17 protein-coding genes and 1 tRNA gene are annotated in these 24,374 nt (G+C 68.6%); 9 read left to right on the forward strand and 9 right to left on the reverse strand.

All coding sequences use genetic code 11. From position 1 onward, the window contains the following. Window positions 1–98: 98 nt before the first annotated feature. The gene (locus AC2YHT_RS02465; RefSeq protein ID WP_487288009.1) at window positions 99–3,743 is read right to left on the reverse strand and encodes a TonB-dependent receptor; all 3,645 of its coding nucleotides are present in this window, start codon (window positions 3,741–3,743) and stop codon (window positions 99–101) included. A gap of 528 nt (window positions 3,744–4,271) precedes the next feature. Then, window positions 4,272–4,348: transfer RNA gene (locus tag AC2YHT_RS02470), tRNA-Arg, on the reverse strand. A 297-nt stretch (window positions 4,349–4,645) separates the two neighbouring features. On the opposite strand from AC2YHT_RS02470, the gene AC2YHT_RS02475 reads away from it, so the two are divergent. Genes AC2YHT_RS02475 through AC2YHT_RS02485 form a run of 3 tightly spaced genes read left to right on the forward strand, consistent with a single transcriptional unit; the run spans window position 4,646 to window position 7,108 of the window. After that, on the forward strand, window positions 4,646–5,788 hold the full coding sequence (locus AC2YHT_RS02475) for a sensor histidine kinase (protein WP_487288010.1): 1,143 nt from the start codon (window positions 4,646–4,648) through the stop codon (window positions 5,786–5,788). Next, the gene (locus AC2YHT_RS02480) at window positions 5,785–6,144 is read left to right on the forward strand and encodes a response regulator (RefSeq protein ID WP_058349276.1); all 360 of its coding nucleotides are present in this window, start codon (window positions 5,785–5,787) and stop codon (window positions 6,142–6,144) included. The genes AC2YHT_RS02475 and AC2YHT_RS02480 overlap by 4 nt, the downstream gene beginning before the upstream one ends. A gap of 46 nt (window positions 6,145–6,190) precedes the next feature. Further along, window positions 6,191–7,108: an alpha/beta hydrolase gene (locus AC2YHT_RS02485; protein WP_487288011.1), complete on the forward strand. Its 918-nt coding sequence runs from the start codon at window positions 6,191–6,193 to the stop codon at window positions 7,106–7,108. Window positions 7,109–7,249: 141 nt separating this feature from the next. Here AC2YHT_RS02485 and AC2YHT_RS02490 read toward each other — a convergent pair whose 3' ends face one another. Then, on the reverse strand, window positions 7,250–9,460 hold the full coding sequence (locus AC2YHT_RS02490; protein WP_487288012.1) for a WD40/YVTN/BNR-like repeat-containing protein: 2,211 nt from the start codon (window positions 9,458–9,460) through the stop codon (window positions 7,250–7,252). A 287-nt stretch (window positions 9,461–9,747) separates the two neighbouring features. On the opposite strand from AC2YHT_RS02490, the gene AC2YHT_RS02495 reads away from it, so the two are divergent. After that, window positions 9,748–11,841 carry a TonB-dependent siderophore receptor gene (locus AC2YHT_RS02495; protein ID WP_487288013.1) on the forward strand — a complete coding sequence of 698 codons (2,094 nt, stop codon included), beginning with the start codon at window positions 9,748–9,750 and terminating at the stop codon, window positions 11,839–11,841. 117 nt (window positions 11,842–11,958) lie between these two features. Further along, window positions 11,959–13,284 carry a PepSY-associated TM helix domain-containing protein gene (locus tag AC2YHT_RS02500; protein ID WP_487288014.1) on the forward strand — a complete coding sequence of 442 codons (1,326 nt, stop codon included), beginning with the start codon at window positions 11,959–11,961 and terminating at the stop codon, window positions 13,282–13,284. A 4-nt stretch (window positions 13,285–13,288) separates the two neighbouring features. Here AC2YHT_RS02500 and AC2YHT_RS02505 read toward each other — a convergent pair whose 3' ends face one another. Beyond that, window positions 13,289–13,702 carry a DUF1801 domain-containing protein gene (locus AC2YHT_RS02505; RefSeq protein ID WP_487288015.1) on the reverse strand — a complete coding sequence of 138 codons (414 nt, stop codon included), beginning with the start codon at window positions 13,700–13,702 and terminating at the stop codon, window positions 13,289–13,291. 89 nt (window positions 13,703–13,791) lie between these two features. Between AC2YHT_RS02505 and AC2YHT_RS02510 the strand changes: the two genes are divergently transcribed. After that, a complete protein-coding gene (locus AC2YHT_RS02510) occupies window positions 13,792–13,998 on the forward strand; it encodes a hypothetical protein (protein WP_487288016.1) in 207 nt (68 codons plus the stop codon). 42 nt (window positions 13,999–14,040) lie between these two features. Here the strand turns inward: AC2YHT_RS02510 and AC2YHT_RS02515 are convergent, their stop codons facing one another. Further along, the gene (locus tag AC2YHT_RS02515; protein ID WP_487288017.1) at window positions 14,041–14,547 is read right to left on the reverse strand and encodes a CarD family transcriptional regulator; all 507 of its coding nucleotides are present in this window, start codon (window positions 14,545–14,547) and stop codon (window positions 14,041–14,043) included. A 316-nt stretch (window positions 14,548–14,863) separates the two neighbouring features. Then, window positions 14,864–15,205 (reverse strand): ferredoxin FdxA, encoded by a 342-nt coding sequence (gene fdxA, locus AC2YHT_RS02520; protein ID WP_487288018.1) that lies wholly within the window; start codon window positions 15,203–15,205, stop codon window positions 14,864–14,866. Window positions 15,206–15,489: 284 nt separating this feature from the next. On the opposite strand from fdxA, the gene AC2YHT_RS02525 reads away from it, so the two are divergent. Both AC2YHT_RS02525 and AC2YHT_RS02530 read left to right on the forward strand, forming a co-directional pair. Then, complete coding sequence (locus tag AC2YHT_RS02525; protein ID WP_487288019.1) at window positions 15,490–17,568, forward strand: putative bifunctional diguanylate cyclase/phosphodiesterase; 2,079 nt, start codon at window positions 15,490–15,492, stop codon at window positions 17,566–17,568. 270 nt (window positions 17,569–17,838) lie between these two features. Further along, a complete protein-coding gene (locus AC2YHT_RS02530) occupies window positions 17,839–18,156 on the forward strand; it encodes a hypothetical protein (RefSeq protein WP_487288020.1) in 318 nt (105 codons plus the stop codon). Window positions 18,157–18,299: 143 nt separating this feature from the next. On the opposite strand, the gene AC2YHT_RS02535 is transcribed toward AC2YHT_RS02530, so the two are convergent. The 3 genes from AC2YHT_RS02535 to AC2YHT_RS02545 all read right to left on the reverse strand — a co-directional run bounded on the left by AC2YHT_RS02535 (window position 18,300) and on the right by AC2YHT_RS02545 (window position 22,326). Further along, window positions 18,300–19,127, reverse strand: coding sequence for a hypothetical protein (locus tag AC2YHT_RS02535; protein WP_487288021.1), 828 nt, complete (start codon window positions 19,125–19,127; stop codon window positions 18,300–18,302). Between the two features lie 311 nt (window positions 19,128–19,438). Beyond that, window positions 19,439–19,756, reverse strand: a complete 318-nt coding sequence (locus AC2YHT_RS02540; protein ID WP_487288022.1) for an RNA-binding S4 domain-containing protein — start codon at window positions 19,754–19,756, stop codon at window positions 19,439–19,441. After that, window positions 19,753–22,326, reverse strand: a complete 2,574-nt coding sequence (locus tag AC2YHT_RS02545) for a helicase-related protein (protein ID WP_487288023.1) — start codon at window positions 22,324–22,326, stop codon at window positions 19,753–19,755. Before AC2YHT_RS02545 ends, AC2YHT_RS02540 begins: the two co-directional genes overlap by 4 nt. A gap of 134 nt (window positions 22,327–22,460) precedes the next feature. On the opposite strand from AC2YHT_RS02545, the gene AC2YHT_RS02550 reads away from it, so the two are divergent. Then, the gene (locus AC2YHT_RS02550; RefSeq protein ID WP_487288024.1) at window positions 22,461–24,296 is read left to right on the forward strand and encodes a beta-L-arabinofuranosidase domain-containing protein; all 1,836 of its coding nucleotides are present in this window, start codon (window positions 22,461–22,463) and stop codon (window positions 24,294–24,296) included. Window positions 24,297–24,374 lie beyond the last annotated feature (78 nt).

Raw genomic sequence — 24,374 nt, forward strand, 5'->3', positions numbered from 1 at the left:
CCCTGTCGGTCGCGGACCGGCGGGGGTCGGTCGCAGGTACAAGCAAAGGGGGCCCGGAGGGCTCCGCCCCGGCGCGGACGCCGGGGCGGAAGGCAGGCTTAGTTGCGGTAGGTGAAGCCCACCGCGACGCGGGCGCCGCCGTAGGACACCGACCACGGGTTGGGCTTGCCGTCGAAGCCGCGGCTGTCCGAGCCGACCGACAGGCGGGCGGCGTTCAGCATGTTGCGGGCTTCGGCGTAGATCTCGAAGTTGCGGTTCAGGCGACGCGAGATCTTGGCGTCGAGGTACTCGTACTTCTCCGAGTAGAAGGGCTCGCTCGGATTGTACGGGAAGCCGACGAAGTTGCCGATGTTGGTGTTCGGCGCGTTGCGCACCGGCGAGGCGCTGGTGTTGCCGCAAGGCGAGATGCACGAGAGCACCCGGTCGCGGGTCTGATAGGCGATGCGGGCCTTGGTGACGCCGTCGTCGTACCAGAACACCAGGTTGGCGAAGTACTTGGACTGGCCGATCGGGTCGAGCGCCTCGCCGGTCAGCGGATCCATGTAGGTGACCGAGTTGTTCGACTTGGTGGTCGAGACGTTGAAGTCCATCCCGGTCTTGCTGAACTTCCAGGGCAGGAAGGTGAAGGCGGTCTTGGCGACGAACTCCCAGCCCGACTGCACGTAGCCCGGACCGTTCTGGTAGGTGGTCATGGCGAAGTCGACGTCGGACAGCTGGCGGTCGGTGCCGGGCACCACCGTGTCGCTGCCGTCGAAGATCGTGCGGTTGTTCTTCAGCGGCACGGCGATGGCGCCGCCGACCCGGACCTTCTGACGGTAGTAGGCGACGCTGAACGAGGTGTCCTTGTTGGGATACCACTCGAGCGAGGTGTTGTTCTTGGTCGCCTGATAGGGCTTCAGATCCGCGTTGCCGAAGGTGCCGCAGCTCATGTCCTGCGACGAGCCGTCGGTCTCGATGACGTCGAGGCGGCGTTCGTCATAGGTGCACGAGCCGCCCGGCCACAGGTACTTCATGGCCGGCGGGGCGACGGTCTTGGCCCAGCTGTAGCGCAGTGCGACCTTGTCCGGGATGGTCCAGAGGACGGCGTTGTACGACGGCAGCCAGCCCGTGTAGGACTTGTTGAGGGTCACCTGCTTGGTGATCGCGCCGGTGCTGACGCCCAGGGCGTTGTTCGGGTCGGCCGGGTTGAAGTTGCTGTTCTTCAGCGTGTAGTTCAGCGTGACGTAGCCCGAACCGGCCACCTCGGTCTTGAACATCCGGCTGCCCAGGTTGCCCTTGAGCTCCATGCCGAACGGCAGGTCGTACGCCAGGTCGGCCATCCAGTACCACGAGCTCATGGTCTCTTCGGTGGCGTTGAAGGGCTGGTCGTAGACCTTGCCGTCGCTGGCCGTGCACGACTTGATGCAGCCCAGGTTGTAGTTGGCCGCGCTGGCCAGCTGCGAATAGGCCTTCGGCACGTCGATGCTGTCCCACAGCTCCAGGCCCGAAGTGCCCTCGTAGCCCTTCATGAACGGGCCCGAGTTCTCTTCCAGCGAGTTCTGGTAGATCGAGATCAGCTGCGCCTGGGTCAGGGTCTCGATGCCGTACAGGAAGTTCAGGCCCGTGGTCGGGTTCGGGGCGTAGCCGTAGACGCAGGCGTTGGCCGCGGTGGTGGTCGCCACGTTCTGACAGGCCCGCACGTCGCTGCGCAGGGTCAGGGTCGGCACGAACACGCCGGTGGTGGGCGAGTAGCCGCCGTTGCCCCAGGATTCAGCCGTGGCGTTGCGGTACAGGGCGCCCACCTTGAAGCGGGTGAACAGCGGCATGTCCGGCAGGTAGGTCAGGTCGAACTTGACCTGGTCCTCGGCGCTTTCAACGAGGCGCGGCGTGAACGACAGGCGATAGGCGTTGCTGTACGACGGCATGCCGACCGCCGTAGGGTTCAGCATCTGCACGAAGTTCGACATGTTGGTCTCGTCGTACGAGGCCGGCGTGTCGATCGTCCAGATGCCGTTCTCCAGCACGCGCATCGTCGCGTTGCCGTAGTTGTACGAGCGCGTCAGGCGGATGTCCTGCCGGCTGTACTTGCTCTCGTTGTGGCCATAGGTCAGGTCGGCGGTGATCGGGCCGTGCTCGTACTTGGCGCCGCCCGACCAGTACTTGGTGTGCCAGTCCTGCTGGTTGTTGATGTGGTCGATATTGACCCCGGCGTTGGTGATGTCGAACTGGGTCAGGTGGTGGTTGCCGTCGACCTGGATCGAGCCCGGCACGATGTTGGCCGCCACGCCGTACAGCGGGAAGGCGTTGTTGGTGACCGCCGTGCCCGGCGTGGTGTCGATCGTGAAGGCGCTGGTCGGCAGGCCCGGCATGTAGATGTAGTAGCCGCCGCCGTTGATGGCGCTCAGCACGTTGGGCGTGCCGGCCGGATAGAAGGTGTTGGTGGTCAGCGAGGTGGTCGTCTGGCCGGTCGAGGCGCCGTACAGGGTGGCGATGCCGCCGCGGGTGCGCTGGCGGTTCTCTTCCAGCTGGTCACGGTTGGAGACCTGGTACTTGGCGAAGATCGTCAGGTCGTCGTTGACGCGGTAGTCCAGGCGGATGTCCCACGACAGGCGCTCTTCGTACTGCGACCAGTTCTGATCGCGCACCAGGTTGGGCGTGTAGTCGTTCCACTGGTTGAGGCAGCTGATCTGCGAGTTGATCTGGGCCTGCTGGGCCGCCAGGCGGTTGGCGCTGTTCGAGCCGGCGACGATCGTGCCCAGCTGGGCGTCGTTCAGCAGCGGGAAGGCGGCCAGACACTCGGCCTTGGTCTTGGCCGCGGCCGATTTGGTCAGCACGTCGACCGGGGTGGGGGCGTTCCAGAAGCCGCCGCCGGTCAGGGCCCACGAACCGATCGGATCGGTGGCGCCCGTGCCGTTGGCGGTGGCCGGGTTGTAGGTGAAGGTCTTGTCCGGCGAGTTGTCGAAGTCGGCGAAGCGCGTGTAGCCCTGGGCGTTGTTCGAGCCGCCGTTGTTCAGCGAGTGGCTGTCGTTCAGGCGCTTGCTGTAGCTGATGTTGGCGATGACGCCGAGACGGTCGTCGAGGAACTTGCGCGAGGCGACGACGCCGATTTCCGGCGAGGCCTTCTGCGACAGGGTGTTGCCCGCGGCCGCGCCGCGCACCGAGATGTAGGGCTTCTTGAAGTCCAGGCCCGTGCGGGTCTGGATCTGGATCGTGGCGCCCAGGCCGCCCGGGGTCATGTCGGCCGTCTGGCCCTTGATGACGTCCAGGCTCTTGATCATTTCGGCGGGGAATTCGCGCAGGTCGGCGCTGCGGCCGTCGCCGCCGCCCACGGCCAGGTTGGCGCCCGAGGCGGCCACGCCCATGCCGTCCAGTTCCACGCGGGTCAGGTCGGCGCCGTTGCCGCGGACCACAACGCCGTCGCCTTCGCCCCAGCCGTTACGCTCGATGGCGACGCCGGCGATGCGCGACATGGCTTCGTTGACGTTGCTATCAGGGAAGGAGCCGACGTCGTCGGCGACGATGGAGTCCTGGGCGGTGACGCTGCGCTTCTTGCGCGAGATCGACGACTGCTGCGAGGCGCGGGCGCCGACGACGATGGTCTCGACCTGCGTGGGCTCTTCCCGCTGCGCGGCGGTCGGGGCTCCGGCCGACGACGCGGTCTTGATGACTTCCTGCGCCCCGGCGATCTGCGGCGCGATAGCCGCGCTCAAGGCAATGACGGACACAGCAGCGGCCATCTGGCCGCGCGCGCTTAGGCGCTCCATTAGATTTCCTCCCGATGTATTTTATTTGGTCGAGGGCCCCTCAGCCCTCGCCGGACTTTGCAAGTCCGTTCATGCCCCCTGCGGTCACGCCTGCACGCGACCGGGCCGGCCTAGGGCGGTCCCGCCCTTGGTCTGAAAGCCATTGTTCCCTCTCCCCAGCCCTAGTGGGTGAACCTGGCCAGTCCCAATATGTTCGGGCCAGTTCCACCATGTGGCATGACCACTTCATTACATACCGGAGATATTTTGGCAAGAATTGATATTATCAATGTGACGAGAACTGTGGCCGAAAGGGCGCGTTTCAGAGCGCCGTCGCCACAGGTCGCCGAGAGCTTTTCCGTTGAAAATTAGGAACTTGAGCGCTGTGGCGGAGCCGCTGCCCGGGGCATTGCGCTACGTGGCGGCGAGCGCGAAATCCGCCGCATTGTCGCCGCATGTTTCATGAACGCCACGTATTCGCGCCGCGCGGGACGACTCGCGGCCTGACCACCTGCGTCGGTGAAATCTTAGGGCGGAGTGACAAGGGGGTGGCGGTCCAGGAGGGACTCGAACCCCCGACCTTCGCTTTAGGAAAGCGCTGCTCTATCCTGCTGAGCTACTGGACCGTGCGGCATGGCGCGGACCGGGTGCATAGCGCATGTTGCGGCGGGTGCGAAGCCCGGGCGAGACGACGGCGCGGCTGATTGTCGCAAGTAGAGCGTGTGCGGGCGCCTGGCCTTGGCAAACGGTAGCGCTACAAAGCCTTGATCTCCCTCGGCTGTCGGTCGGCGCAAGGACTCTGTTAACCTTCCCGGCAACCGGGAGTAATCCTGTGCGGCGCCACGCCTCTTGTTGTTGTCCCCCCGACGCGTGCTAGGTTTGGGCGCTAGTAGCCCCGCGAGCGTCAAATCCTTATGCTGGACATGGCCGAACACGACTTGTCGGGCGGTGAAGACGATTCTGCGCTGCTGACTCTGGTCGAGACGATCGAGGAGCTGTCGGCGACGCGCACGATCGACGAGGTGGCCGCCGTGGTCCGCTCGTCCGCGCGCCGGATCTCCGGCGCGGACGGCGTGGCCTTCGTGCTGCGCGACAACGACTGCTGCTGGTACCTGGACGAAGACGCCATCGGCCCGCTGTGGAAGGGCAAGCGCTTTCCGCTGACCGCCTGCATCTCGGGCTGGGCGATGCTGAACCGCCAGACGGTGGTGATCCCCGACATCTACCAGGACGACCGGATCCCGCACGACGCCTACCGGCCGACCTTCGTCAAAAGCCTGGTGATGACGCCGGTGCGCACCCGCGACCCGATCGCGGCCCTGGGCGCCTACTGGGCCAAGGAACATACCCCGCCGCCGGAGATCGTCGCCAAGCTGCAGGTCATGGCCCGCGCCACGGCCGCGGCCCTGGAGAGCGGCCGGCTGCACGCCTCGCTCAACAAGGAGCTGGAGCGGCGCACCTTCCTGATGCGCGAGCTGGACCACCGGGTGAAGAACACCCTGGCCTCGGTGCAGTCGATCGCCAGCCAGACCCTGCGCACGGCGACCTCGCCGGCGGCGTTCAACGAGTCGTTCGAGTCCCGCCTGCTGGCCCTGTCGCAGGCCCACGAGCTGCTGACCAAGCAGGCCTGGGGCAAGGCCCACCTGCGCGAGATCCTGGCCGCCGCCATGCGCCCGTTCGGCGGGCTGGAGGACGGCCGTTTCGTGGTCGAGGGGCCGCCGATCGAGATCACGCCCGAGGCGGCGGTGGCCGTGCACATGACGCTGCACGAACTGATCGTCAACGCGGCCAAGTACGGGGCGCTGTCGGCTCCGGAAGGAAAGGTGTTCGTCTCCTGGCGCGTCGAGGACGCGGGCGGACTGCACCCGACCTTCGCCCTGGAATGGCGCGAGCGCGGCGGCCCGACCGTCGTGGCGCCGGCGCCCGGCGGCGAGGGCTTCGGCTCGCGGCTGATCCGGCGCGGCCTGTCGCGCGATCTGGGCGGTTCGGCGCTGCTGGACTTCGCCCCCGAGGGCCTGGTCTTCACCTTCCGCGCCCCCCTGTCGCAAAGGCTGGCGGCGGCATGAACGGGCGGCGAATCATGATCGTCGAGGACGAGGCCCTGGTGGCCATGATGGTCGAGGACCTGCTGACGGATCTCGGCTGCGAGGTCTCCGGCTCGTTCGGAGCGGTGGGCGAGGCCCTGGCCTATCTCGACGACGACAAACCCAGCCTCGACGGCGCGGTGCTCGACATCAACATCGGCGGCGAGATGGTGTTTCCCGTGGCCGAGGCGCTGCGGGCCAAGGGCGTGCCCTTCGTCTTCGCCACCGGCTACGGCGCCCTGCCGCGCAAAGGCTTCGAAGACGTCACCGTGCTGGCCAAGCCGATCAATTTCGGTCACCTGCGCGACGCCGTGCACGGGTTCGGCCACGCGGCCTGACGCCGCCCCGAAAAAGCCGCGCTTGGGCGAGCCGATATCGCTCGCCATGACCCGCAAGATCCTTACCGCCGCCGTTATCGGCGCCCTGAGCGTGGGCGTGCTCGCCGCCGAGGCCCAGCCGCTGCGCAACCACATGCGCGAGCGTATCGCCCAGCGCCTGCAGGAAAAGCGCACGCAAGAGGAGCGGCCGGTCGAGCTGCAGGCCATCGCCCCGGGCGCCCGCAAGCTCACCGAGGCCTATGGGACGGCCAAGGGGCAGGCGATCGACGTCTATATTCCGCCCGGCGCGCGGGATGCGCCGGTGATCGTCATGGTCCACGGCGGGGCGTGGAAGATCGGCGACAAGGCCAATGTCGGCTCGATCGAGAACAAGCTGAAATACTGGCTGCCCAAGGGCTACGTGTTCGTCAGCGTCAACTACCGCCTGCTGCCCGAGGCGATGGCCTACGAGCAGGCGCAGGACGTGGCGCTGGCCCTGCGGCGGGTGCAGGACCATGCCGCCGGCTGGGGCGCCAGCGACCGGCGGATCGTGCTGATGGGCCACTCGGCCGGGGCGCACATCGTGGCCCTGCTGTCGTCGAAGCCCGAGATGGTCGGCAAGCCCTGGGCCGGCACGGTGGTGCTGGACTCGGCGGCGATGAAGGTCGCGTCGGTGATGGATGGTCGTCATCCGGGCTTCTACGACGAGGCGTTCGGCAGCGATCCGGCCGGTTGGGCCAAGGTCTCGCCCATGGACCAGTGGACGCCGGCGGCCGTGCCGATGCTGGTGGTCTGCTCGACGAAGCGCCCCGACAAGCCCTGCGACGACGCCAGGGCGTTCCAGGCGCAGGTGGAGAAGGCCGGCCAGGCGATGCCGGTGCTGCCGCAGGACCTCGGCCACGCCGACGTCAACCGCACGCTGGGTTTGCCGGGGGCCTATACGCAGGCGGTGGAGGCTTGGATCACGCAGCGGGCGGGGCCGTAAATTTTACCTTCTCCCATGGGGAGAAGGAGGGGCCCGCGCCGCAGGCGTGGGAGGATGAGGGGGTAAGGCGTCGGACGGTGTAACCCCTCACCCTCCCAGGCTTCGCCTGGGCCCCTCCCTCTCCCTCTGGGAGAGGGGAGCCTAGGTCGGCTCCCCGTAGACGATCCCGCGTCCGTCCGTGCCCACATAGACCCGGCCATAGACCCGCATGTCGGCCGCCAGGCAGCGGAAGCGGCGGCCGTATTCGTGGCGGGGGTCGTTGACGCGGACCCAGCTCCTGCCTTCGTCGTCCGAGCGCCAGATGGCCTTCACCCCGTCCTTGCGACCGATGGCGAAGAGGGCGGGCCAGGGCTTGCCGGGCGGCGGCGCGCCGAGGTCGAGCTGGTCGACCTGCACGCCGCCGTCGATCCGGGTGAAGCGGGCGCCGCCGTCGGTGGAGCGGAAGAGGCCCTGGGTCGAGACCAGCCACAGGTGACCGGCCTGGCCGGGAACGGCCTTCAGCGGCCAGGGGATCTCGCGCCAGGTCACCTGGTCGGTCGAGAGGTCGGCGGGCAGGCCGCGCACGGGCGCCTCGACGAAGCTGACGCCGGCGTCGGTGCTGAGGAAGCGCTTGCCGGTCTGAAGGTCGATGGCGGTGAAGCGCCTGGGATCGACGCGGTCGGGCACGGGGCGCACCCAGGCGGGCAGGCCCTTGCTGGCCTGCCAGGTCGCGCCGCGATCGCGAGTGATCTGGGCCTGGGCGGTCATGACCATGAACACGCTCCCGTCGGCGTTGACGACGATGGCGGCGTCGTCGTGCGGGTCGGGACCGCGACGGCCCTGGCCGGGCGGCGGCGCAGCGTTCGGGATGCGCGGCGCGGTCATCGGCGCCCAGGTTCGCCCGTGGTCGCCGGACGAGGCCAGGGTCGGGCCGCCATGGCGCTGGTGCGGCGTGCCGCTGCGGACGACGATGGCGGGCTGCACACCTGCGTAGTCGATGAAGTTGGTGTTGCCGAACACCGGGGTGGTGAACTGGTCGGTCGGCGAGACGGCCAGGTCGTCGTGCACGAAGCCGGAGATGTCGCCGAAGCCGCTGAGCAGCTGCGGGCCTTCGGGCAGGCTGGCCAGGGTGATGATGGCCGTCTGCTCGATGCCCTCGACCCACGGGAACCAGGTGGTCGGGCGGCCGGCGGCGGCCTTGGTGAACTCGCGGGTGGCGTAAATGGTCGCGCCGGTGGTGTAGCAGGCGAAGTCGGGATCGAACGGATCGATGGCCAGGCCCGCCATCCACCAGCCGAAGTCGGCCTCCGGCTCGCCCCAGTGCAGGAAGGGCGTTGTCGCCACGTCGCGGCGGGCGTCGGGATAGAGGTCGGTCCAGGTCGCGCCGTGGTCGGCGGAGCGCCAGAGGGTGTCGTGCGGGTTCCAGCGGTTGAGGCTGGTCACCGCCACCGCGCCGCTCCCGTCCACCGCCACGCCCATGAAGCCGCCGCCGCGCTGGGGTTCGGGTTTGGCGGGCGTGACCTCGGTCCAGGCGTTGGTCGCCGTGTCGAGCCGCCAGACCGCGCCGTCGGCCACGTTCGACGGGCCGATCCCGCTGGCATAGGTGACGTAGAGCCGGCCCTGGCCGTCGAGCGCCGCCTTGCAGGCCAGATAGGCGTGCGGGGCGGGGATCGGCTTCCAGGTCGCGCCGCCGTCGTCGCTGCGCCACAGGTGATGCTCGGACGGATCGGCGACGCCGACGAAGATCGTTCGCGAGCCCTGGCCCGGCTGGCCGCTGCGGGGATCGAAGATCACGAACGACAGGCCGCCGTGCGTGGGGGCGGGGCGGGCGTTGAGGCCCAGGCCGGGCAGGGGGAAGTTCGCGGACTTGCCCCAGGTCGCGCCCCGGTCGCGGCTGACCTGCAGGCCGTCGTGGCGCGAGGCGAAGTACAGGGTGCGGGTGTCGTTGGGATCGATGGCCAGGCGCTCGCCCAGGCCGCGGCCGTCCTCGTTGCCGCCCATGCGGAAGGGGACGGGGATGACGGTCCAGTCGGTTCCGCGGTTCTCCGAGCGCAGGATGGCGGCCGGATCGGGCCGGCCCATGCCGCAGGCCAGGTAGACGAGGTTCGCATCAATGGGATCGGGCGCGACGCTCTCGACGCCCTGCCAGCTGCCCTGGGCCTGGTCGTCGAGCAGCGGGATCCAGCGGCTTTCCGAGGCCTGCCAGCGATAGGCGCCGCCCATGTCGGAGCGCAGATAGGCCAGGCCCTTCTCGACCGGGCTGAACACCACGCTGGGCACGAAGCCGCCGCCGCCGACCCGCACATTGCGCCAGCGATAGGGCAGGGCGCGCGTCGCCGCGTGGGCGGCGGCTCTAAAAGGCAGCGCTGTCATCGCCGTTCCGAGAAGCAGGCCCTGGAGGGTTTCGCGGCGGCTCGGGGCTGAAGTGAACGACATGGCGACCCTAATGCGAAGCGTAGTTTTCCCGTGATCTCGCATGAGCCGAGGCCGTTTCGCCAGCCACAATTGTTAGCGCTAACCAAGCTCTACCGACGCGCGCCGTGGCCGAAAGGACGCAGCCAGAACGCAAATGCGAATCCATTGCATCCTGAGGTTTGACAGCTCTGGGCCCGGCGCCTATGCGCTCTTGCGACTTATTCTTGATTGCACGAGCGCCCCAGATGTCCCGATCCCTTCGCGCCTTCCTCCTCGCCGCGGCCATGAGCCCGGCCCTGCTGGCCGCCGCCCACGCGGCCGAGGCCCCGGCCGCCGACGGCGCGGCCGACAACCTGGACGGCGTGGTGGTGACCGGCGCCAAGACCCGCACCTCGGCGGTGACGGGCCTGGACATGAGCCTGCGCGAGACGCCGCAGTCGGTGACCATCATCGACGGCGCGACGATCCACGACTTCGCCCTGACCAACATCAACGACGTGCTGGCCCTGACCACGGGCGTCAACGTCGAGAAGGTCGAGACCGACCGCACCTATTACAACTCGCGCGGCTTCGACATCACCAACTTCCAGGTCGACGGCGTGGGGCTGCCGCTGATCTGGGGCATCCAGTTCGGCGAACTCGACACCGTGCTGTTCGACCGCGTCGAAGTGGTGCGCGGCGCCAACAGCATGATGACCGGCACCGGCAACCCGTCGGCCACCGTCAATTACGTGCGCAAGCGCCCGACCGCCGAGTTCCAGGCGAGCGGCGCCCTGCAGTACGGCTCGTGGGACTCCAAGCGCCTGGAGGCCGACGTCTCGGGCCCGCTGAACGAGAGCGGCACGCTGCGCGGCCGGCTGATCTACGCCAACGAGGACCGCGACTCCTATCTCGACCACTACAAGGTCAACCGGAACGTCTACGCCGCCCTGCTGGCCTGGGACGTGACCGACAACACCACGGCAACCTTCGGCTGGTCGATGCAGGACAACCGGGCTTCGGGCGTGCTGTGGGGCGCCCTGCCGCTGACCTACAGCGATGGCAGCCTGATCAACTACGACGTCTCGTCCTCGACCTCGGCCGACTGGACCTATTGGGACGTCCGCGACCAGACCGCCTTCGCCGAGGTCGAGCATCGCCTCGACAACGGCTGGCGCCTGAAGGCCATCGCCACGGCCAAGCGCTTCGAGGAACACGCCAAGCTGCTCTACGCCTACACCGACGCGGACGGCATCGATCCGACGACGGGCCTGGGCGTCTACGGCATGGCGGGCGTCTATCCGTCGATCTACGAGAGCTACACCCTCGACGCCTACGCCTCGGGTCCGTTCCAGGCCTTCGGCCGTGAGCACCAGCTGGTCGTCGGCGGCCAAGTCTCGCGCTCGGAAGGGCACGAGTACGAAGACTTCTCGAGCGACTCGATCGTCTATTCGTCGGTCTCGAGCTGGGGCTCGACCCAGCCGGCCGAGCCGACCTATCCGGGCGCCTATCTGGCGGCCAACGAGACCACCAAGCTGGCCCGCTTCTACGCCGGCGCGCACCTCAGCGTGACCGACAAGCTGAAGCTGGTGACCGGCTTCAACGCCCTGAAGCTGAAGGCCTACGGCTTCTCGTACGGCGCCGACATGGCCCGCGACGAAAGCAAGGTCAGCCCGTACCTCGGCGCGGTCTACGACCTGAACAAGAACGTCTCGCTCTACGCCAGCTACACCGACATCTTCAATCCGCAGTCGGAGGTCGACTCCACCCGCGCCAAGCTCGCCGCCGTGCACGGCAAGAGCTACGAGGCCGGGGTCAAGAGCGAGTGGTTCGACGGTCGCCTCTACGTGACCGGCTCGGTGTTCAAGGCCGTGCAGAATGGCCTGGCCGCCTGGGCCGGCTATTTCGACGACGGCAAGAGCTACTATTCGGCCCAGGACACCGAATCCAAGGGCTACGAGATCGAGGCCAGCGGTCGGATCACCGACAACTGGCGCATTGGCGCCGGCTGGACGTCGCTGGAGATCGAGGACACGGCGACCGGCGCCGACGCCCGCGTCTTCCTGCCGCGCAAGACGCTGAAGGCTTCTACCACCTACAGCGTGCCGTCGCTGCGCAACCTCAAGCTCGGCGCCGCCGTGCGCTGGCAGGACGAGATCACCACCGACGCCGCCGACGTCACCCAGGACGCCTATGCGGTGGTCGACCTGATGGCGGGCGTCGACGTCACCGACCGCATCCGCGGCACGCTGAACCTCAAGAACGTCGGCGACGAGAAGTACCTCAACAGCCTGATGTGGGGGCAGGCCTACTACGCCGCCCCGCGCAGCGTGTCGGTTCGCCTGGACTATCGCTTCTAATAATCGTTATTAAGAGGGGCGAGGCGGCCGGTCGATGGCCGCCTCGCCCTTGATGTTTGTTTTCGAGCCTTTCAGCCGCCTCGCATGGCGCGGAACCGAAGGGCTCCGGGAGGCCGGATGGACGCGCGCAATCTGGAAACACCTTACGCGCCGGACGTCACGCCGGTCCCGCAGCCGCCCGCGGCCTCGGTGGCCAAGGCCGTGCGCGCGGCCGTGCGGCCGACCCTGACCTTCGTCCACCGCTGGGTGGGCCTGTTCATCGCCGGCTTCCTGTTCATCTCGGGCGTCACTGGCGCGGTGATCTCGTGGGATCACGAGCTGGACGACGTCCTCAACCCGCACCTGATGCACGCCCGGACCGATGGTCCGGCCCTGCCGACTCTCGACATCGTCAAGCAGGTCGAGGCGCGCGATCCCCGGGTGATCGTCTCCTACTTCCCGCTGACCGCCGAGCCGGGCGAGACCCTGGCCATCGGCGTCGACGCCCGCCAGGATCCCAAGACCGGCAAGCACTACGAGCTCGGCTACAACCAGGTGTTCATCGACCCGGCGACCGGCGTCGAGCAGGGCCGGCGCGAGTGGGGCGCGGTGTGGCCGATCACCACCGAGACCTTCGTCTCGTTCCTCTACATCCTGCACTACACCCTGCACATTCCCGAGTTCTGGGGGATCGACCGGTGGGGCGTCTGGCTGCTGGGCGGGGTCGCGGTGCTGTGGACGCTGGACTGCTTCGTCGGCTTCTACCTGACCCTGCCGGCCAGCCCGACCAATGGGCGCAAGCCCGCCAAGAGCTTCTGGAGCCGCTGGAAGCCGGCCTGGCAGATCAAGACCAAGGCCAGCGCCTACCGGATCAATTTCGACATCCACCGGGCCTTTGGCCTTTGGCTGTGGGGCGTGCTGTTCGTGGTGGCCTTCACGGCCTTCTCGCTGAACCTCTACAGCGAGGTGTTCTATCCGGTGATGTCGAAGATCTCGAAGGTCTCGCCGACGCCTTTCGACACCCGGGTGCCGACCAGCCACGACAACCCGATCCTGCCCAAGCAGACCTACGAGGCGATCATCGCCAAGGCCCGGGCCGACGCGCAGGCGCGCGGCTTCACCGCCCCGGTGGGCGGGGCGTTCTACTCGCCGCACTACGGCGTCTACGGCGTGGCCTTCCACAAGGTGGGCGACGACCACGGGGCCGGCGGCGTGGGTCCGCCCTACCTCTATTACGACGGCGCCGACGGCCGCTATCTGGGCGAGCGCCTGCCCTGGAAGGGCACGGCCGCGGACATCTTCGTCCAGGCCCAGTTCCCGCTGCACTCGGGCCGGATCCTCGGTTTGCCGGGCCGCATCCTGATCTCGCTGACCGGCCTGGTCGTGGCCGCGCTGAGCGTCACCGGCGTGGTCATCTGGCTGAAGAAGCGCCGGGCGCGGGTGCTGCGCCGGAAGCCGGCGTAAGGGTTCAGCAGGCCGTGTGGCCGCTCCGCGTCCAGGCGGCCGAGGCTTCGGCCAGGGCGCGGACGACGGCCAGGTCCACATCGACCAGGCGCTTGACGTAGACGCAGGAGACGGCGGAGCGGTGCTTGCCCAGCTTCGCCAGCAGGGCCTCGCGCTCGGGGAAGTCCGAGGCGAAATAGAGCACCAGCTCGGTCTTGCGCGGCGAGAAGCCGAGCAGCGGCCAGTCCATCGGCTTGGGGCCGCCGGTCGAATAGGACCCGAAGCCGACGATCGAAGGCCCCCACATCACCGCCGGCGCGCCGGCGACCTCGGCCAGCAGGGCGCGGATCGTCTCGGCGTCGGCCCGGCGGGCCTCGGGGGAGGCGGCCAGGAAGTCGTCGACGCTGGCGTCCGTCGGACGGGTCTTGGGTTCGGCCATGGCGAAGACTCCGGTGCGGCCGATCAAGATTGAGCGCGATCGGATCTGCTGCCAAGCTGGCCATGAGGCGGAGCGGCAAGGGGAGCTTCATGCTGATGCGATGGGCGACTGTGGCGCTGGCCGGCCTGGTGCTTTCGGCGTGCGCCTCCGACGGCTGTCCGCCCGGACAGCGCAAGGCGAGCCGCATCGTCGGCTACGAGACGTTCGCGGACGACGGCGGCGCCACCATCGTCGCCAATATCTGCGTGCCCAAGCCGCGCCCTAGTTCGGCCCCCAACGAAAAACGCCCCCGGTGAACCGGGGGCGTCTTCGAAGACGTCGTCGTTGAGGCTAGGGCCTCAGGCGGCGGTCTTGATCAGCGACTTGGTCAGGATGCCGATGGCGGCTTCGCGGTCGATGCGCTCGATGGCGGCGACTTCGCGGGCCATGCGGTCCAGGGCCGATTCATAGAGCTGACGCTCCGAATAGGACTGTTCCGGCTGGTTTTCGGCGCGGTGCAGGTCGCGGACCACTTCGGCGATCGACACCAGGTCGCCCGAGTTGATCTTGGCTTCGTATTCCTGGGCGCGACGCGACCACATGGTGCGCTTCACGCGGGCGCGGCCCTTCAGGGTGGTCAGGGCCTGATTGACGACGTCGCCTTCGGCCAGCGGGCGCAGGCCGGCGGCCTTGGCCTTCTTGGTCGGGACGCGCAGGGTCATCTTTTCGTGGTCGAAGGTGATGACGTAGACTTCGAGCGACATCCCGGCCACTTCCTGGGTCTCGATGCCCTGGATCGTCCCCACGCCGTGGGCGGGGTAGACGACGTGATCGCCGACCGAGAATTCCAGACCGCTCTTGCTCATTCGTTCGTCCTCATAAAATTGGGCTCGCGCCCAAAACGCCGTTTCCAAGCATCCCAAAAAGCGATAGCAACCCGTCCGTCGGAGAGGCGGGGCCAAGTCGGATCAGGATTTGGAGTGTCTCTTAAGTCACCCTTCGCCTTCGATCGGGCGAGCCGTTGAACGGCTGTCGTCTTCCACCAGACATGCGGGTGCGAGGGCGCATCCGTCACGTCGGAAGCGACAATAGCATAAAATTCAGCCTCATGAAAGGCTTGCGACCCGGCATGGGGTCGCGACGGCTGTAAACCAGCCGTGGAAACGGGGATTCAGCCCTGGATCAGGAGCCCTTGCCGGGCTTTTCGCTGAAGTACTTCTCGAACTTGCCGGTCTCGCGCTCGAAGTCGGCGCGGTCGGCCGGCGGCTCGCCCTTGACGGTGATGTTCGGCCAGACCTTGGCGTAGTCGGAGTTGATCCGCAGCCACTTGCCGTCGGCCTCGTCCTCGGTGTCCGGCTTGATGGCGTCGACCGGGCATTCCGGCTCGCAGACGCCGCAGTCGATGCATTCGTCCGGATTGATCACGAGGGTGTTTTCGCCCTCGTAGAAGCAATCCACCGGGCACACCTCGACGCAGTCCATGAACTTGCAGCGGATGCAGGCGTCGGTGACGATGTAGGTCATCGGAACTTGGCGGCTTTCTGGGACGGACGGACGTAACGCGGCCGCGTTTTCGGAGCGACGGGCGTGAATGTCAATGCGGCGCGGTGCGCGGCGGGGCCAGGATTTCTGACGACGCCGACAGACGGGCGCCCGCGAGCGGCGCTTTGGTCGCGCTTTGGTCGCGCTTTGTCGGGCTTCCGACAATGAAGAACGGGGTTCGTCGAAAGATACCAATTCTTATGGAAGGCGTTTCACTGTGTAGTTGAGGATACGCCGCACAACAACGTCGGGAAGCCGACACCAGAATGACCAGCATGGCCCTGAAGACCGCTCCGCCGGCGAGCGCGGAGGACATCAACGCGCAGCTGCGGCTTCGAATGGCCTCGTTCGAGGCCTTCGTCGCGCATGCGCCGTTCGCGGCCGCGCTGATCGATCGCTCGGGCCGGCTGGCCGCCGTCAGCGCCGAATGGCGCGACGAGGACCTGACCCCCGACCTGGCGCCGGGCGAGCCCTTCGCCCGCTGCCTGATGAACCTGGAGGACGTCGAGAGCCTGGAGCGCTGCCTGGCGTCCGGCGAGCCGTTCTCGCGCTACCGGGCCCAGGTGGTGGAGGGCGCCCAGCGGATCTGGCGCAGCGAGTTCGCCGCCTGCCGCAGCGACGAGGGGATCATCTTCGCCGTCATCGTCACCGCCCGCGACGTCACTGGCTACGCCCAGACCGCGCTGCGGGCCGAGCGCAACGAGCAGCGGCTGAAGCTGGCGCTCGAGCTCGACGACCTGATGGTGCGCGAGGTCGATCTGAAGACCGGCGAGGTCTACGTCTCGGGCACCTGCCCCGAGCTCGAGCGGTGGTGCCTGTTCGAGGCCGATCCGCTGGAGATCGTGCACGAGGAGGACCGCGAGCGCATGGCCCAGATCATGCGCGCCCGCCGCGACGGCGAGGCGGCGGTGTTCGAGTTCCGGCTCAATCGCGACGACGGCATCGAGACCTGGGTGCGCTCGGTCGGCAAGCGCTTCGTGGGCGGCGACGGCAAGCCCGAGCGGCTGGTGAATCTCTTCAAGGACATCACCGACCGCCGCCGGCAGACCGAGGCCGTCGAGAACCTGGCTTTCCGCGACCCGCTGACCAGCCTGCCCAACCGCGCCTATTTCCAGCGCAAGTTCCAGGAGGCGGTCGACGCCTCGGAGATGGCCGGCGAGATCTTCGGCCTGATCATGATCGACGTCGATCACTTCAAGGACATCAACGACACCCTGGGCCACGACGCCGGCGACGCCCTGCTGCGGCGGTTGGCCGACGTGCTGCGCCACGCCTTCCGGGCCGGCGACACGGTGGCGCGCCTGGGCGGCGACGAGTTCGCGGTGATCCTGCGCGGCCTGCACGGCGAGGGCGACATGCTGCGGCCGATCAAGGCCCTGCAGGAGCTGCTGCGCCAGCCGATCCAGCACGCCGGCCGCAGCTTCTCGGTCAGCGCCAGCATCGGCGCGGCGCTGCACGGCGACCCGGACGCCGACCCCAGCCACATCTTCAAGAACGCCGACATCGCCCTCTATCGGGCCAAGGACGAGGGCCGCAACCGCTCGATCCTGTTCGATCCCTCGATGCGCTCGGCCCTGGAACAGCGGCTGGAGCTGCTGCGCGACGTGCGCGCGGCGATCGAGGCCGACGAGTTCATCCTCTACTACCAGCCGGTGATCGACCTGGAGAGCGGCAGCGTGGCCGGCTTCGAGGCGCTGATGCGCTGGGCTCACCCCGAGCAGGGAATCCTCACGCCCGACCGCTTCATGCCGGCCTTCGAGGACCAGGATCTGTCGCTCAAGCTGGGCGACGTGGCCTTCGAGACGGCGCTGAAGCAGATGCGGGCCTGGCTGGACGCCGGCATCGAGTTTGGCCGGGTGGCGGTCAACATCTCGGCCGCCCAGTTCCGCTCGGGCCGCCTGGCCGAGGAGGTGCAGGAGCGCCTGGCCCGTTGGGGCGTGCCGTGCGACCGCCTGACCATCGAGGTCACCGAGCACGTCTATATGGGCTGGGCGTCCGACGTGGTCAGCGACACGGTGCGCAAGCTGCACGCGGCCGGGGTGATGATCGCCCTGGACGACTTCGGCACCGGCTACGCGAGCCTGGCCAACCTGCGCCAGTTCCCGATCGACCGGCTGAAGATCGACAAGGGCTTCGTCCAGAACGCCGAGGACGCGGCGATCGTGAAGGCGGTGATCACGCTCGGCTCATCGATGGGCATGAAGGTGGTCGCCGAGGGCGTCGAGGACCTGGCCCAGCTGGAAGCTCTGGCCACCTATGGCTGCGACCAGGTGCAGGGCTACCACTTCAGCCGCCCGATGCCGCCGGAGAAGGTGCCGGGGTTCGTGGACGGGTTTTCGATCTGAAGTTATCCACAGGGATGCTTCTTCGTCCCGTCATTCCCGCCCTTGTGGCGGGAAACCCTGTTTCCGTTCGCACGTGAAGCTCAAGCGGCGTGCTGAGCACGCCGCCCCTCCCGCCCTTGCGGCTGACAGAGGGGTTCCCGCCACAAGGGCGGGAATGACGGGAGTAAGGGGGGCGGGGGTTATCCCCGTGTCTGGCCGGATCGCCCCCAACGAATTCAATCGCTTACAAGAAAACACACGTTTCCTGTCCCCGGCCTCCAGGCCGGCCTCATGCTGTTGGTCATGAGCGAACAGACCTCCCGCGCCTGGTGCGCGAAGATCCAGCAGCGGCTGATGGCGGCGATGGATGACCTGTGGGCGGCGATGGAGGACGGTCTCGATCGCGAGGCCTTCCGCAAGGCGTCGGAAAAGGTGCGGCTGCTGGGCCAGATGGCCGCGATGGTGAGGAAGATCGTCGTGGCCCTGCCGCCGGAGCGCGCGGCGCGACCGGCGGGCGGCTGGCTGTCGGCGCTGGAGCCGGAGACCTCCCCGCCGAGGCCCGAGCGCAAGATCGATGCGCTGAAAGGCGGCGCGCGCGGACGGCTATGAGATCCTCCCCCTCTGGGGGAGGTGGCCCGAAGGGCCGGAGGGGGGTCGTTTTCAGCTTCCGCAACGCTAGCCGGCTTCGTAGCCGCTTCCCTCTCCGTCGGCTTCGCGGCCACCTCTCCCTTCAGGGAGAGGGTTTTCAATCCTCATTTCTTGCCCAGGTCCATCTTGCTGATCCGGCCCTGATCGACGGCCCAGACCTCGTTCGGTCCCGTGCCCACGGCGATGGGCAGCTTGTAGAGCAGGCTGAGGAAGGCGTGGGTCTCGACTGGCGTCGGGGAGACCAGGTGGGTGGCGAAGACCATGACCGGCTGCTGGCCAGCCTTGGCCTTGGGCCGCTCCATCAGCAGGCACGACATCGACAGGGCGTCGACGCGGGTGATGGTCTTGCCGTCGGCGGCGACGCTGACGCGGTAGTGGCCGCCGACCGGGATCGCGCCCTCGGCCGGAGACGGCGTCAGCAGCCAGACGATGAAGCCGTCGCCCTGCGGATCGCGGACGACGGCGGTGTTGTAGCCGGGGCGGCAGGCGGGCGGCTGGGCGGCGATGGCGGCCTGGCGCGCCGAGAAGCTCAGGCGCTCCTCGTCGGTCAGCTTGCGGTCGGCCGGTTCGGTGACGGGGCCGGCGCCCTTGCCGTCGACCACCACGTCGTAGCCGATCTCCAGGCCGTTCCCCGTGTCGCGCAGGAAGCGGACGGTGGCCGTCTTGCCGTCGTCCTCGACCAGCCAGCCCCTGAGGCCCGCGCCCCGCAGGTCGGGGACCTTGTCGCCCAGGGCGTCGCTGGCCAGCCAGGCGGCGATGTCCTGGCGGTAGATGGCGCGGCCGAAGGCCTCGATCTGCGGCAGGTCGAAGGCGCGGATCGGCGTCGGGGGCTTGGCGGGCTTGCCGGAGGGCGGGGCGGCGGGCTGGGCGTGGGCGACGCCGGTGAGCAACAGGGCCAGGCTGACGGCCACGGCCGAACGGAACGACGCCACGCGATGTACTCCCCCGAATGGAACTCCACCGAAGGTAGCGGATGGCGCGGCGGCGTCTATGGCGAAGGCTTGATCCCTCTCTCTTTGAGAGAGGGAGGGGCCCACGCCTTAGGCGTGGGAGGGTGAGAGGTAACAAACTCACCGAATGGAACGCGGTCGCTCGGCGGCTGGCGGTGAATATTTGGATACTCGGCGCCCCTGGGAAGCGCGGCGGAGCGTGTCGGGAATTTTCGGCTAAGGGTGAAACCTCTCACCCTCCCACCGCTTCGCGGCGGGCCCCTCCCTCTCTCTATGAGAGAGGGACCATTGGTCTACCCCTCCACCGCCTCGTAGAGCCCCCGGGCCTCGGTCGCCGGGCCGCGGCGTTCGCCGCAGTCGAGGATGCGCACGTTCACCAGCCGGCCGCCGATGGCGAAGACCAGGACGTCGCCGGCCTTCAGCGAGCGGGAGGGCTTGTCGATGCGGCTGTCGGGCGAGCCGGCGCGGGTCAGGCGGATGCGGCCTTCGTCGACGAAGCGGGCGGCCATCGAGCGGGTCTTGAAGAAGCGGGCGCGCCACAGCCAGACGTCGGCGCGGCAATGCTCCGCATGGTGCTCCCCGTGATGGGCGTCGTGGTGGGCGTCGTTCATGAAGCGACCTGGTCGCGCGGGACGGCGATCGCCGGCTTGCGGCGGCGGGGCTTCCTGCGCCGTGCCGAAGGGGCGGGCGGCGGCGGCTCGGTCAGCTTGGCCAGGGCGGCGAACGGCGAGTCCGGGCGGGCCTTGACCGGCTTTGGCTCCAGCCGCTGGGCGCCGCGGCGCTTCCAGACGATCGGGGCGTCGGGCTTGGCGCGCACGGCCGGGGTGTAGTCGAGCGAGCGCAGCACCGACGAGGCCTCGGCCGCGCTCCAGCCCAGGGTTTCGAGCGCCGCCGGGGTCAGCACCACGCCGCCCGGGCGCTGTTCGGCGCGCAGCAGGGCGTCGAGCTTCTCCAGGGTCTCGACCGGAACCAGGTGCTTGCCGGCGATGCGCAGGCCGCTGGCGGCGAGCGTACGCGGCGGCGGCAGGGGCGAGGGCAGGGCGCTCAGGCCGACGAGCGGGCCGCGCCAGCCGCCGGGATCCAGGGCGCGGGCGCAGGCGATGGCTTCCGAGCGCAGCACGCCCGGCGAATAGAGCGAGAAGGCGCCGATGCGCACGCCCAGGCTTTTCAGCGTGCGGCGCTCGGCCTGGCTGAGGGCCTTCAGTTCCGGATCGAGCGGGCGCTTGTCGAGCACGCCGCCGGCTTCCAGTAGGCGGTGGGCGACGCCGCGCGGCAGGCCGCGCAGCTCGCCGCCGGCCAGGGCCTGCTGCAGCTTGCGCAGGGGCGAAAGATGGCGATCGACCTCGGAGGCCAGGAAGGCGTCGAGCCGCCGCTCGGCCCGCTCGCGCGCCGGAAGGGGACCAAGCTCGCCCAGCAGGCGGGCGCGGGGCGACAGCAGGTCGCCACCGGCGCGCACGGCCCCGGCCGCCTCGCCGCGCCACAGGATCATGCCGTCGGGCGTCAGGGCGAAGGCCTCGTCCGGCTCGGCGGCCAGCAGGCCCAGGCGGCGGGCGATCTCCGGCCCCACCGCGCGCTGGGCGGCGTTGCGCAGGGCCTTCTCTTCGAGGGGACTGGAGCCCTTCTCGGCGATGAAGGTGACGCCGGTCAGCCGGCCGACCACATGGCCCTCGACGCTGATCTCACCGTCGGCGGCGACGCCGGCCAGGATCGTCTCGCGCTCGCCCAGCTGCTTCATCAGCACGCTGGTGCGGCGGTCGATGAACCGCGCCATCAGCTTTTCGTGCAGGGTGTCGCTGATCTTGTCTTCGAGTTCGCGGGTGCGGCCCTGCCAGTGGACGGGGTTGGCCAGCCAGTCGGGACGGTTGGCGATGTAGGACAGGGTGCGCACCCCGGAGAGCCGCGCCGCCAGGCTGTCGATCTCGCCGTCGGTGCGGTCCAGCGCCTTGAACTGGCCGTTGATCCAGTCTTCCGGCAGGCGCTTGCGACCGGTGGTCAGGTCGTCGAACAGCGTCTTGACCATCCGCTGGTGGTCGTCGTCGGTGGTCTTGCGGAAGTCGGGGGTCTGGCAGACGTCCCACAGCTTCAGCAGGGCCGAGCGGTCGGACTTGCAGCGGGCGACGACATCCTCGTGGGTGGCCAGCTTGCGCAGGGTGCGCTCGTCCAGTGCTTCCTGGGAAAGGGTCAGGCCATTGCGGTTCGGCGGCTCGGACAGCGAGCGCAGCAGGCCGGGCAGGTTGCCGAAGTCGAGCTTTGCGCTGCGCCACTCGGCGGCCATCACCGGCTGGAAGGCGTGCTCCTCGACGGCCTGGACGAGATCCTCGTCCATCTCCTCGCAGTCGCCCGTGACGCCGAAGGTGCCGTCGCGGGTGTAGCGGCCGGCGCGGCCGGCGATCTGGCCGACCTCCTGCGGGTGCAGCCAGCGGGTGCGGCGGCCGTCGAACTTGCGCAGGCCGGCGAAGGCCACGTGGTCGACGTCCATGTTCAGGCCCATGCCGATGGCGTCGGTGGCGACCAGGAAGTCGACCTCGCCGCTCTGGTAGAGGGCGACCTGGGCGTTGCGGGTGCGGGGGCTCAAGGACCCCATGACCACGGCCGCCCCGCCCCGCTGGCGGCGGATCAGCTCGGCGATGGCGTAGACGGCGTCGGTGGAGAAGGCCACGACCGCGGTGCGTCGGGGCAGGCGGGTCAGCTTCTTGGAGCCGGCGTAGGACAGGTTGGAGAACCGCTCGCGGCCGACGATCTCGGCGTTGGGCAGCAGGCGGCGGACCAGCGGGGCCATGGTCGAGGCGCCCAGCAGCATGGTCTCGAACCGGCCGCGGGCGTGCAGCAGGCGGTGGGTGAAGATGTGGCCGCGTTCGGGATCGGCGCACAGCTGGATCTCGTCGATGGCCACGAAGTCGACCTCGCGGCCCAGCGGCATGGCCTCGACCGTGCAGACGAAATAGGCCGCGCGCGGCGGGACGATCTTCTCCTCGCCGGTGATCAGGGCGACGCTGGCCTTGCCGCGCAGCTTGACGATGCGGTCGTAGATCTCGCGCGCCAGCAGGCGCAGCGGCAGGCCGATCATCCCCGAGGCGTGACCGAGCATGCGCTCGACCGCCAGGTGGGTCTTGCCGGTGTTGGTGGGCCCCAGGACCGCGGTGAGCCGCGACGGGGCGAGGCCGGTGGAACGGTCGCTCATGACCCCCCGAAAGTGGGACGGGATTCGGGGCGAGGCAAGCGTGGGCTTGGAATTGTGGGCGCGGCTATGCGCCCTACCCGCCGCCGGCGAATTGTAGGATGAAAGAGGCGTTTCTCGGGGGAGGTGACGCGACCATGGTGTCTCGCCGCATGTTCATGGCCGGCTGTTGCGCGGCCTGTGCGCCGACGGCCTGGGCGCAAGGGGTGGGCAAGGGCGTCGCTCCGGCCAAAGGCCCAGCGCTGGAAACCTTCCCGTACGACCGCGTGCGGCTGGGGCCGGGGAAGATGCGCGACCAGCTGGACTGGCAGCATCGGCTGTTCATGGGGCTCGACGACGACCGGCTGCTGAAGCCGTTCCGCCAGCGCGCCGGCCTGCCCGCGCCGGGCGAGGACATGGGCGGCTGGTACGATGACAGCGCCGACTTCCACATCGACGTCAACGACTGGAGCACGGCTGACTGGCACGGCTACATCCCCGGCCACAGCTTCGGCCAGTACGTCTCGGGCCTGTCGCGCTATGTCGCCATCACCGACGACGCGGCCACGCGGGAGAAGGTGCGGGGGCTGGTCGTGAAGTACGCCCAGACGATCTCGCCGCGCTTCTTCGCCGGCTACACCCTGCCGGCCTACACCTACGACAAGGTGGTGATCGGCCTGATCGACGCGTATCGCTACGCGGGCGTGGCCGAGGCGGGGCCGGCGCTGGACAAGGTCACCGACGCCGTCCTGCCGGTGCTGCCGGAAAAGGCCCTGACGCGGGAGGAGCGCCGCCAGCGGCCCTATTCCAGTGAGGCCGAGATCTGGGACGAGCCCTACACCCTGCCCGAGAACCTGTTCCTGGCCTGGCGGCTGGGCCTGGGCGAGCGTTATCGCACACTGGCCCTGCGCTACTTGCAGGACGAGGCGCTGTTCGATCCGTTGGCGCGGGGGCAGAGCCCGCTGGCCGGCAAGCACGCCTACAGCCACGTCAACGCCCTGAACTCGGCGATCCAGGCCTGGTACGCGACGGGGCAGGACAAGTACCTGAAGGCCGCCCGCAACGGCTTCGATTTCGTGCTCGCCCAGTCCTTCGCCACCGGCGGCTGGGGCCCCAACGAGGAGCTGTTGGGCGCGGGCGACAGCGAGACCCTGCTGAAGTCGCTGACGCAAACCCATCGCAGCTTCGAGACGCCGTGCGGCGCCTACGGCCACTTCAAGATCGCCCGCTCGCTGCTGCAGATCACCAAGGATCCCCGCTACGGCGACAGCATGGAGCGGGTGCTCTACAACACCATCCTCGGCGCGCGCGACACCACGCAGAAGGGCGAGACCTTCTACTATTCCGACTACAGCGACGCGGCCTCGAAATTCTATCGCGACGAACTGTGGCCCTGCTGCTCGGGGACCTTCATCCAGCTGGCGGCCGACTACGGGATCAGCGCCTATCTGCAGGACGGGGCGAAGCTCTATGTGAACCTCTATGTCCCCTCGACCTTGTCGGCGAGCGTGGACGGGGCGGCGGTGTCGCTGCGCCAGGAGACCCGCTATCCGCTGGAGCCGACGATCGCGATCGCCGTCGATCCGGCCCGTCCGACGCGGTTTTCGCTGATGCTGCGGGTTCCGGAGTGGGCGGGCGCGGGAACCCGCATCCTGGTCAACGGCCGTCCGGCGGAGGTGGCGGCGCGGCCGGGGACGTTCGTGGCGCTGGAGCGCCTGTGGCGGCCGGGCGACAAGGTCGAGGTCGCCTTCGACATGACCCCGCGCCTGGAGCCGCTGAACGCCGCCCATCCCGAGGTTGTGGCGCTGCTGACCGGCCCGCTGGTGCTGTTGCCGATCGGTCCTGGCGAGGTGAAGCTGACGCGGGCCCAATGGCTGGCGGCGCGCCGGCGGGGAGACGACTGGACGGCGGCTTCGGCCAGCGGCGAGGTGGTGTTCAAGCCGTTCATGGCCATCGGCGACGAGCGCTATCGGCTGTACGGGCGGCTGGCTTAGGTCGTATCGACATTCAGCTTTTCGCGCCCTTCAAATCCGTGTCTCCCCGCGAAGGCGGGGATCCAAGCTGGATTTCAT

The organism is Caulobacter sp. SRI_008, assembly GCF_057586355.1.

Coding starts and splice junctions, on each gene's coding strand:
- fdxA (WP_487288018.1), bottom strand. CDS start 15,205: ATGACCTACATCGTCACCGACGCCTGCATCCGCTGCAAGTTCATGGAC.
- AC2YHT_RS02490 (WP_487288012.1), bottom strand. CDS start 9,460: ATGACAGCGCTGCCTTTTAGAGCCGCCGCCCACGCGGCGACGCGCGCC.
- AC2YHT_RS02545 (WP_487288023.1), bottom strand. CDS start 22,326: ATGAGCGACCGTTCCACCGGCCTCGCCCCGTCGCGGCTCACCGCGGTC.
- AC2YHT_RS02465 (WP_487288009.1), bottom strand. CDS start 3,743: ATGGAGCGCCTAAGCGCGCGCGGCCAGATGGCCGCTGCTGTGTCCGTC.
- AC2YHT_RS02500 (WP_487288014.1), top strand. CDS start 11,959: ATGGACGCGCGCAATCTGGAAACACCTTACGCGCCGGACGTCACGCCG.
- AC2YHT_RS02475 (WP_487288010.1), top strand. CDS start 4,646: ATGGCCGAACACGACTTGTCGGGCGGTGAAGACGATTCTGCGCTGCTG.
- AC2YHT_RS02510 (WP_487288016.1), top strand. CDS start 13,792: ATGCTGATGCGATGGGCGACTGTGGCGCTGGCCGGCCTGGTGCTTTCG.
- AC2YHT_RS02505 (WP_487288015.1), bottom strand. CDS start 13,702: ATGGCCGAACCCAAGACCCGTCCGACGGACGCCAGCGTCGACGACTTC.
- AC2YHT_RS02485 (WP_487288011.1), top strand. CDS start 6,191: ATGACCCGCAAGATCCTTACCGCCGCCGTTATCGGCGCCCTGAGCGTG.
- AC2YHT_RS02540 (WP_487288022.1), bottom strand. CDS start 19,756: ATGAACGACGCCCACCACGACGCCCATCACGGGGAGCACCATGCGGAG.
- AC2YHT_RS02495 (WP_487288013.1), top strand. CDS start 9,748: ATGTCCCGATCCCTTCGCGCCTTCCTCCTCGCCGCGGCCATGAGCCCG.
- AC2YHT_RS02515 (WP_487288017.1), bottom strand. CDS start 14,547: ATGAGCAAGAGCGGTCTGGAATTCTCGGTCGGCGATCACGTCGTCTAC.
- AC2YHT_RS02550 (WP_487288024.1), top strand. CDS start 22,461: ATGGTGTCTCGCCGCATGTTCATGGCCGGCTGTTGCGCGGCCTGTGCG.
- AC2YHT_RS02530 (WP_487288020.1), top strand. CDS start 17,839: ATGCTGTTGGTCATGAGCGAACAGACCTCCCGCGCCTGGTGCGCGAAG.
- AC2YHT_RS02525 (WP_487288019.1), top strand. CDS start 15,490: ATGACCAGCATGGCCCTGAAGACCGCTCCGCCGGCGAGCGCGGAGGAC.
- AC2YHT_RS02480 (WP_058349276.1), top strand. CDS start 5,785: ATGAACGGGCGGCGAATCATGATCGTCGAGGACGAGGCCCTGGTGGCC.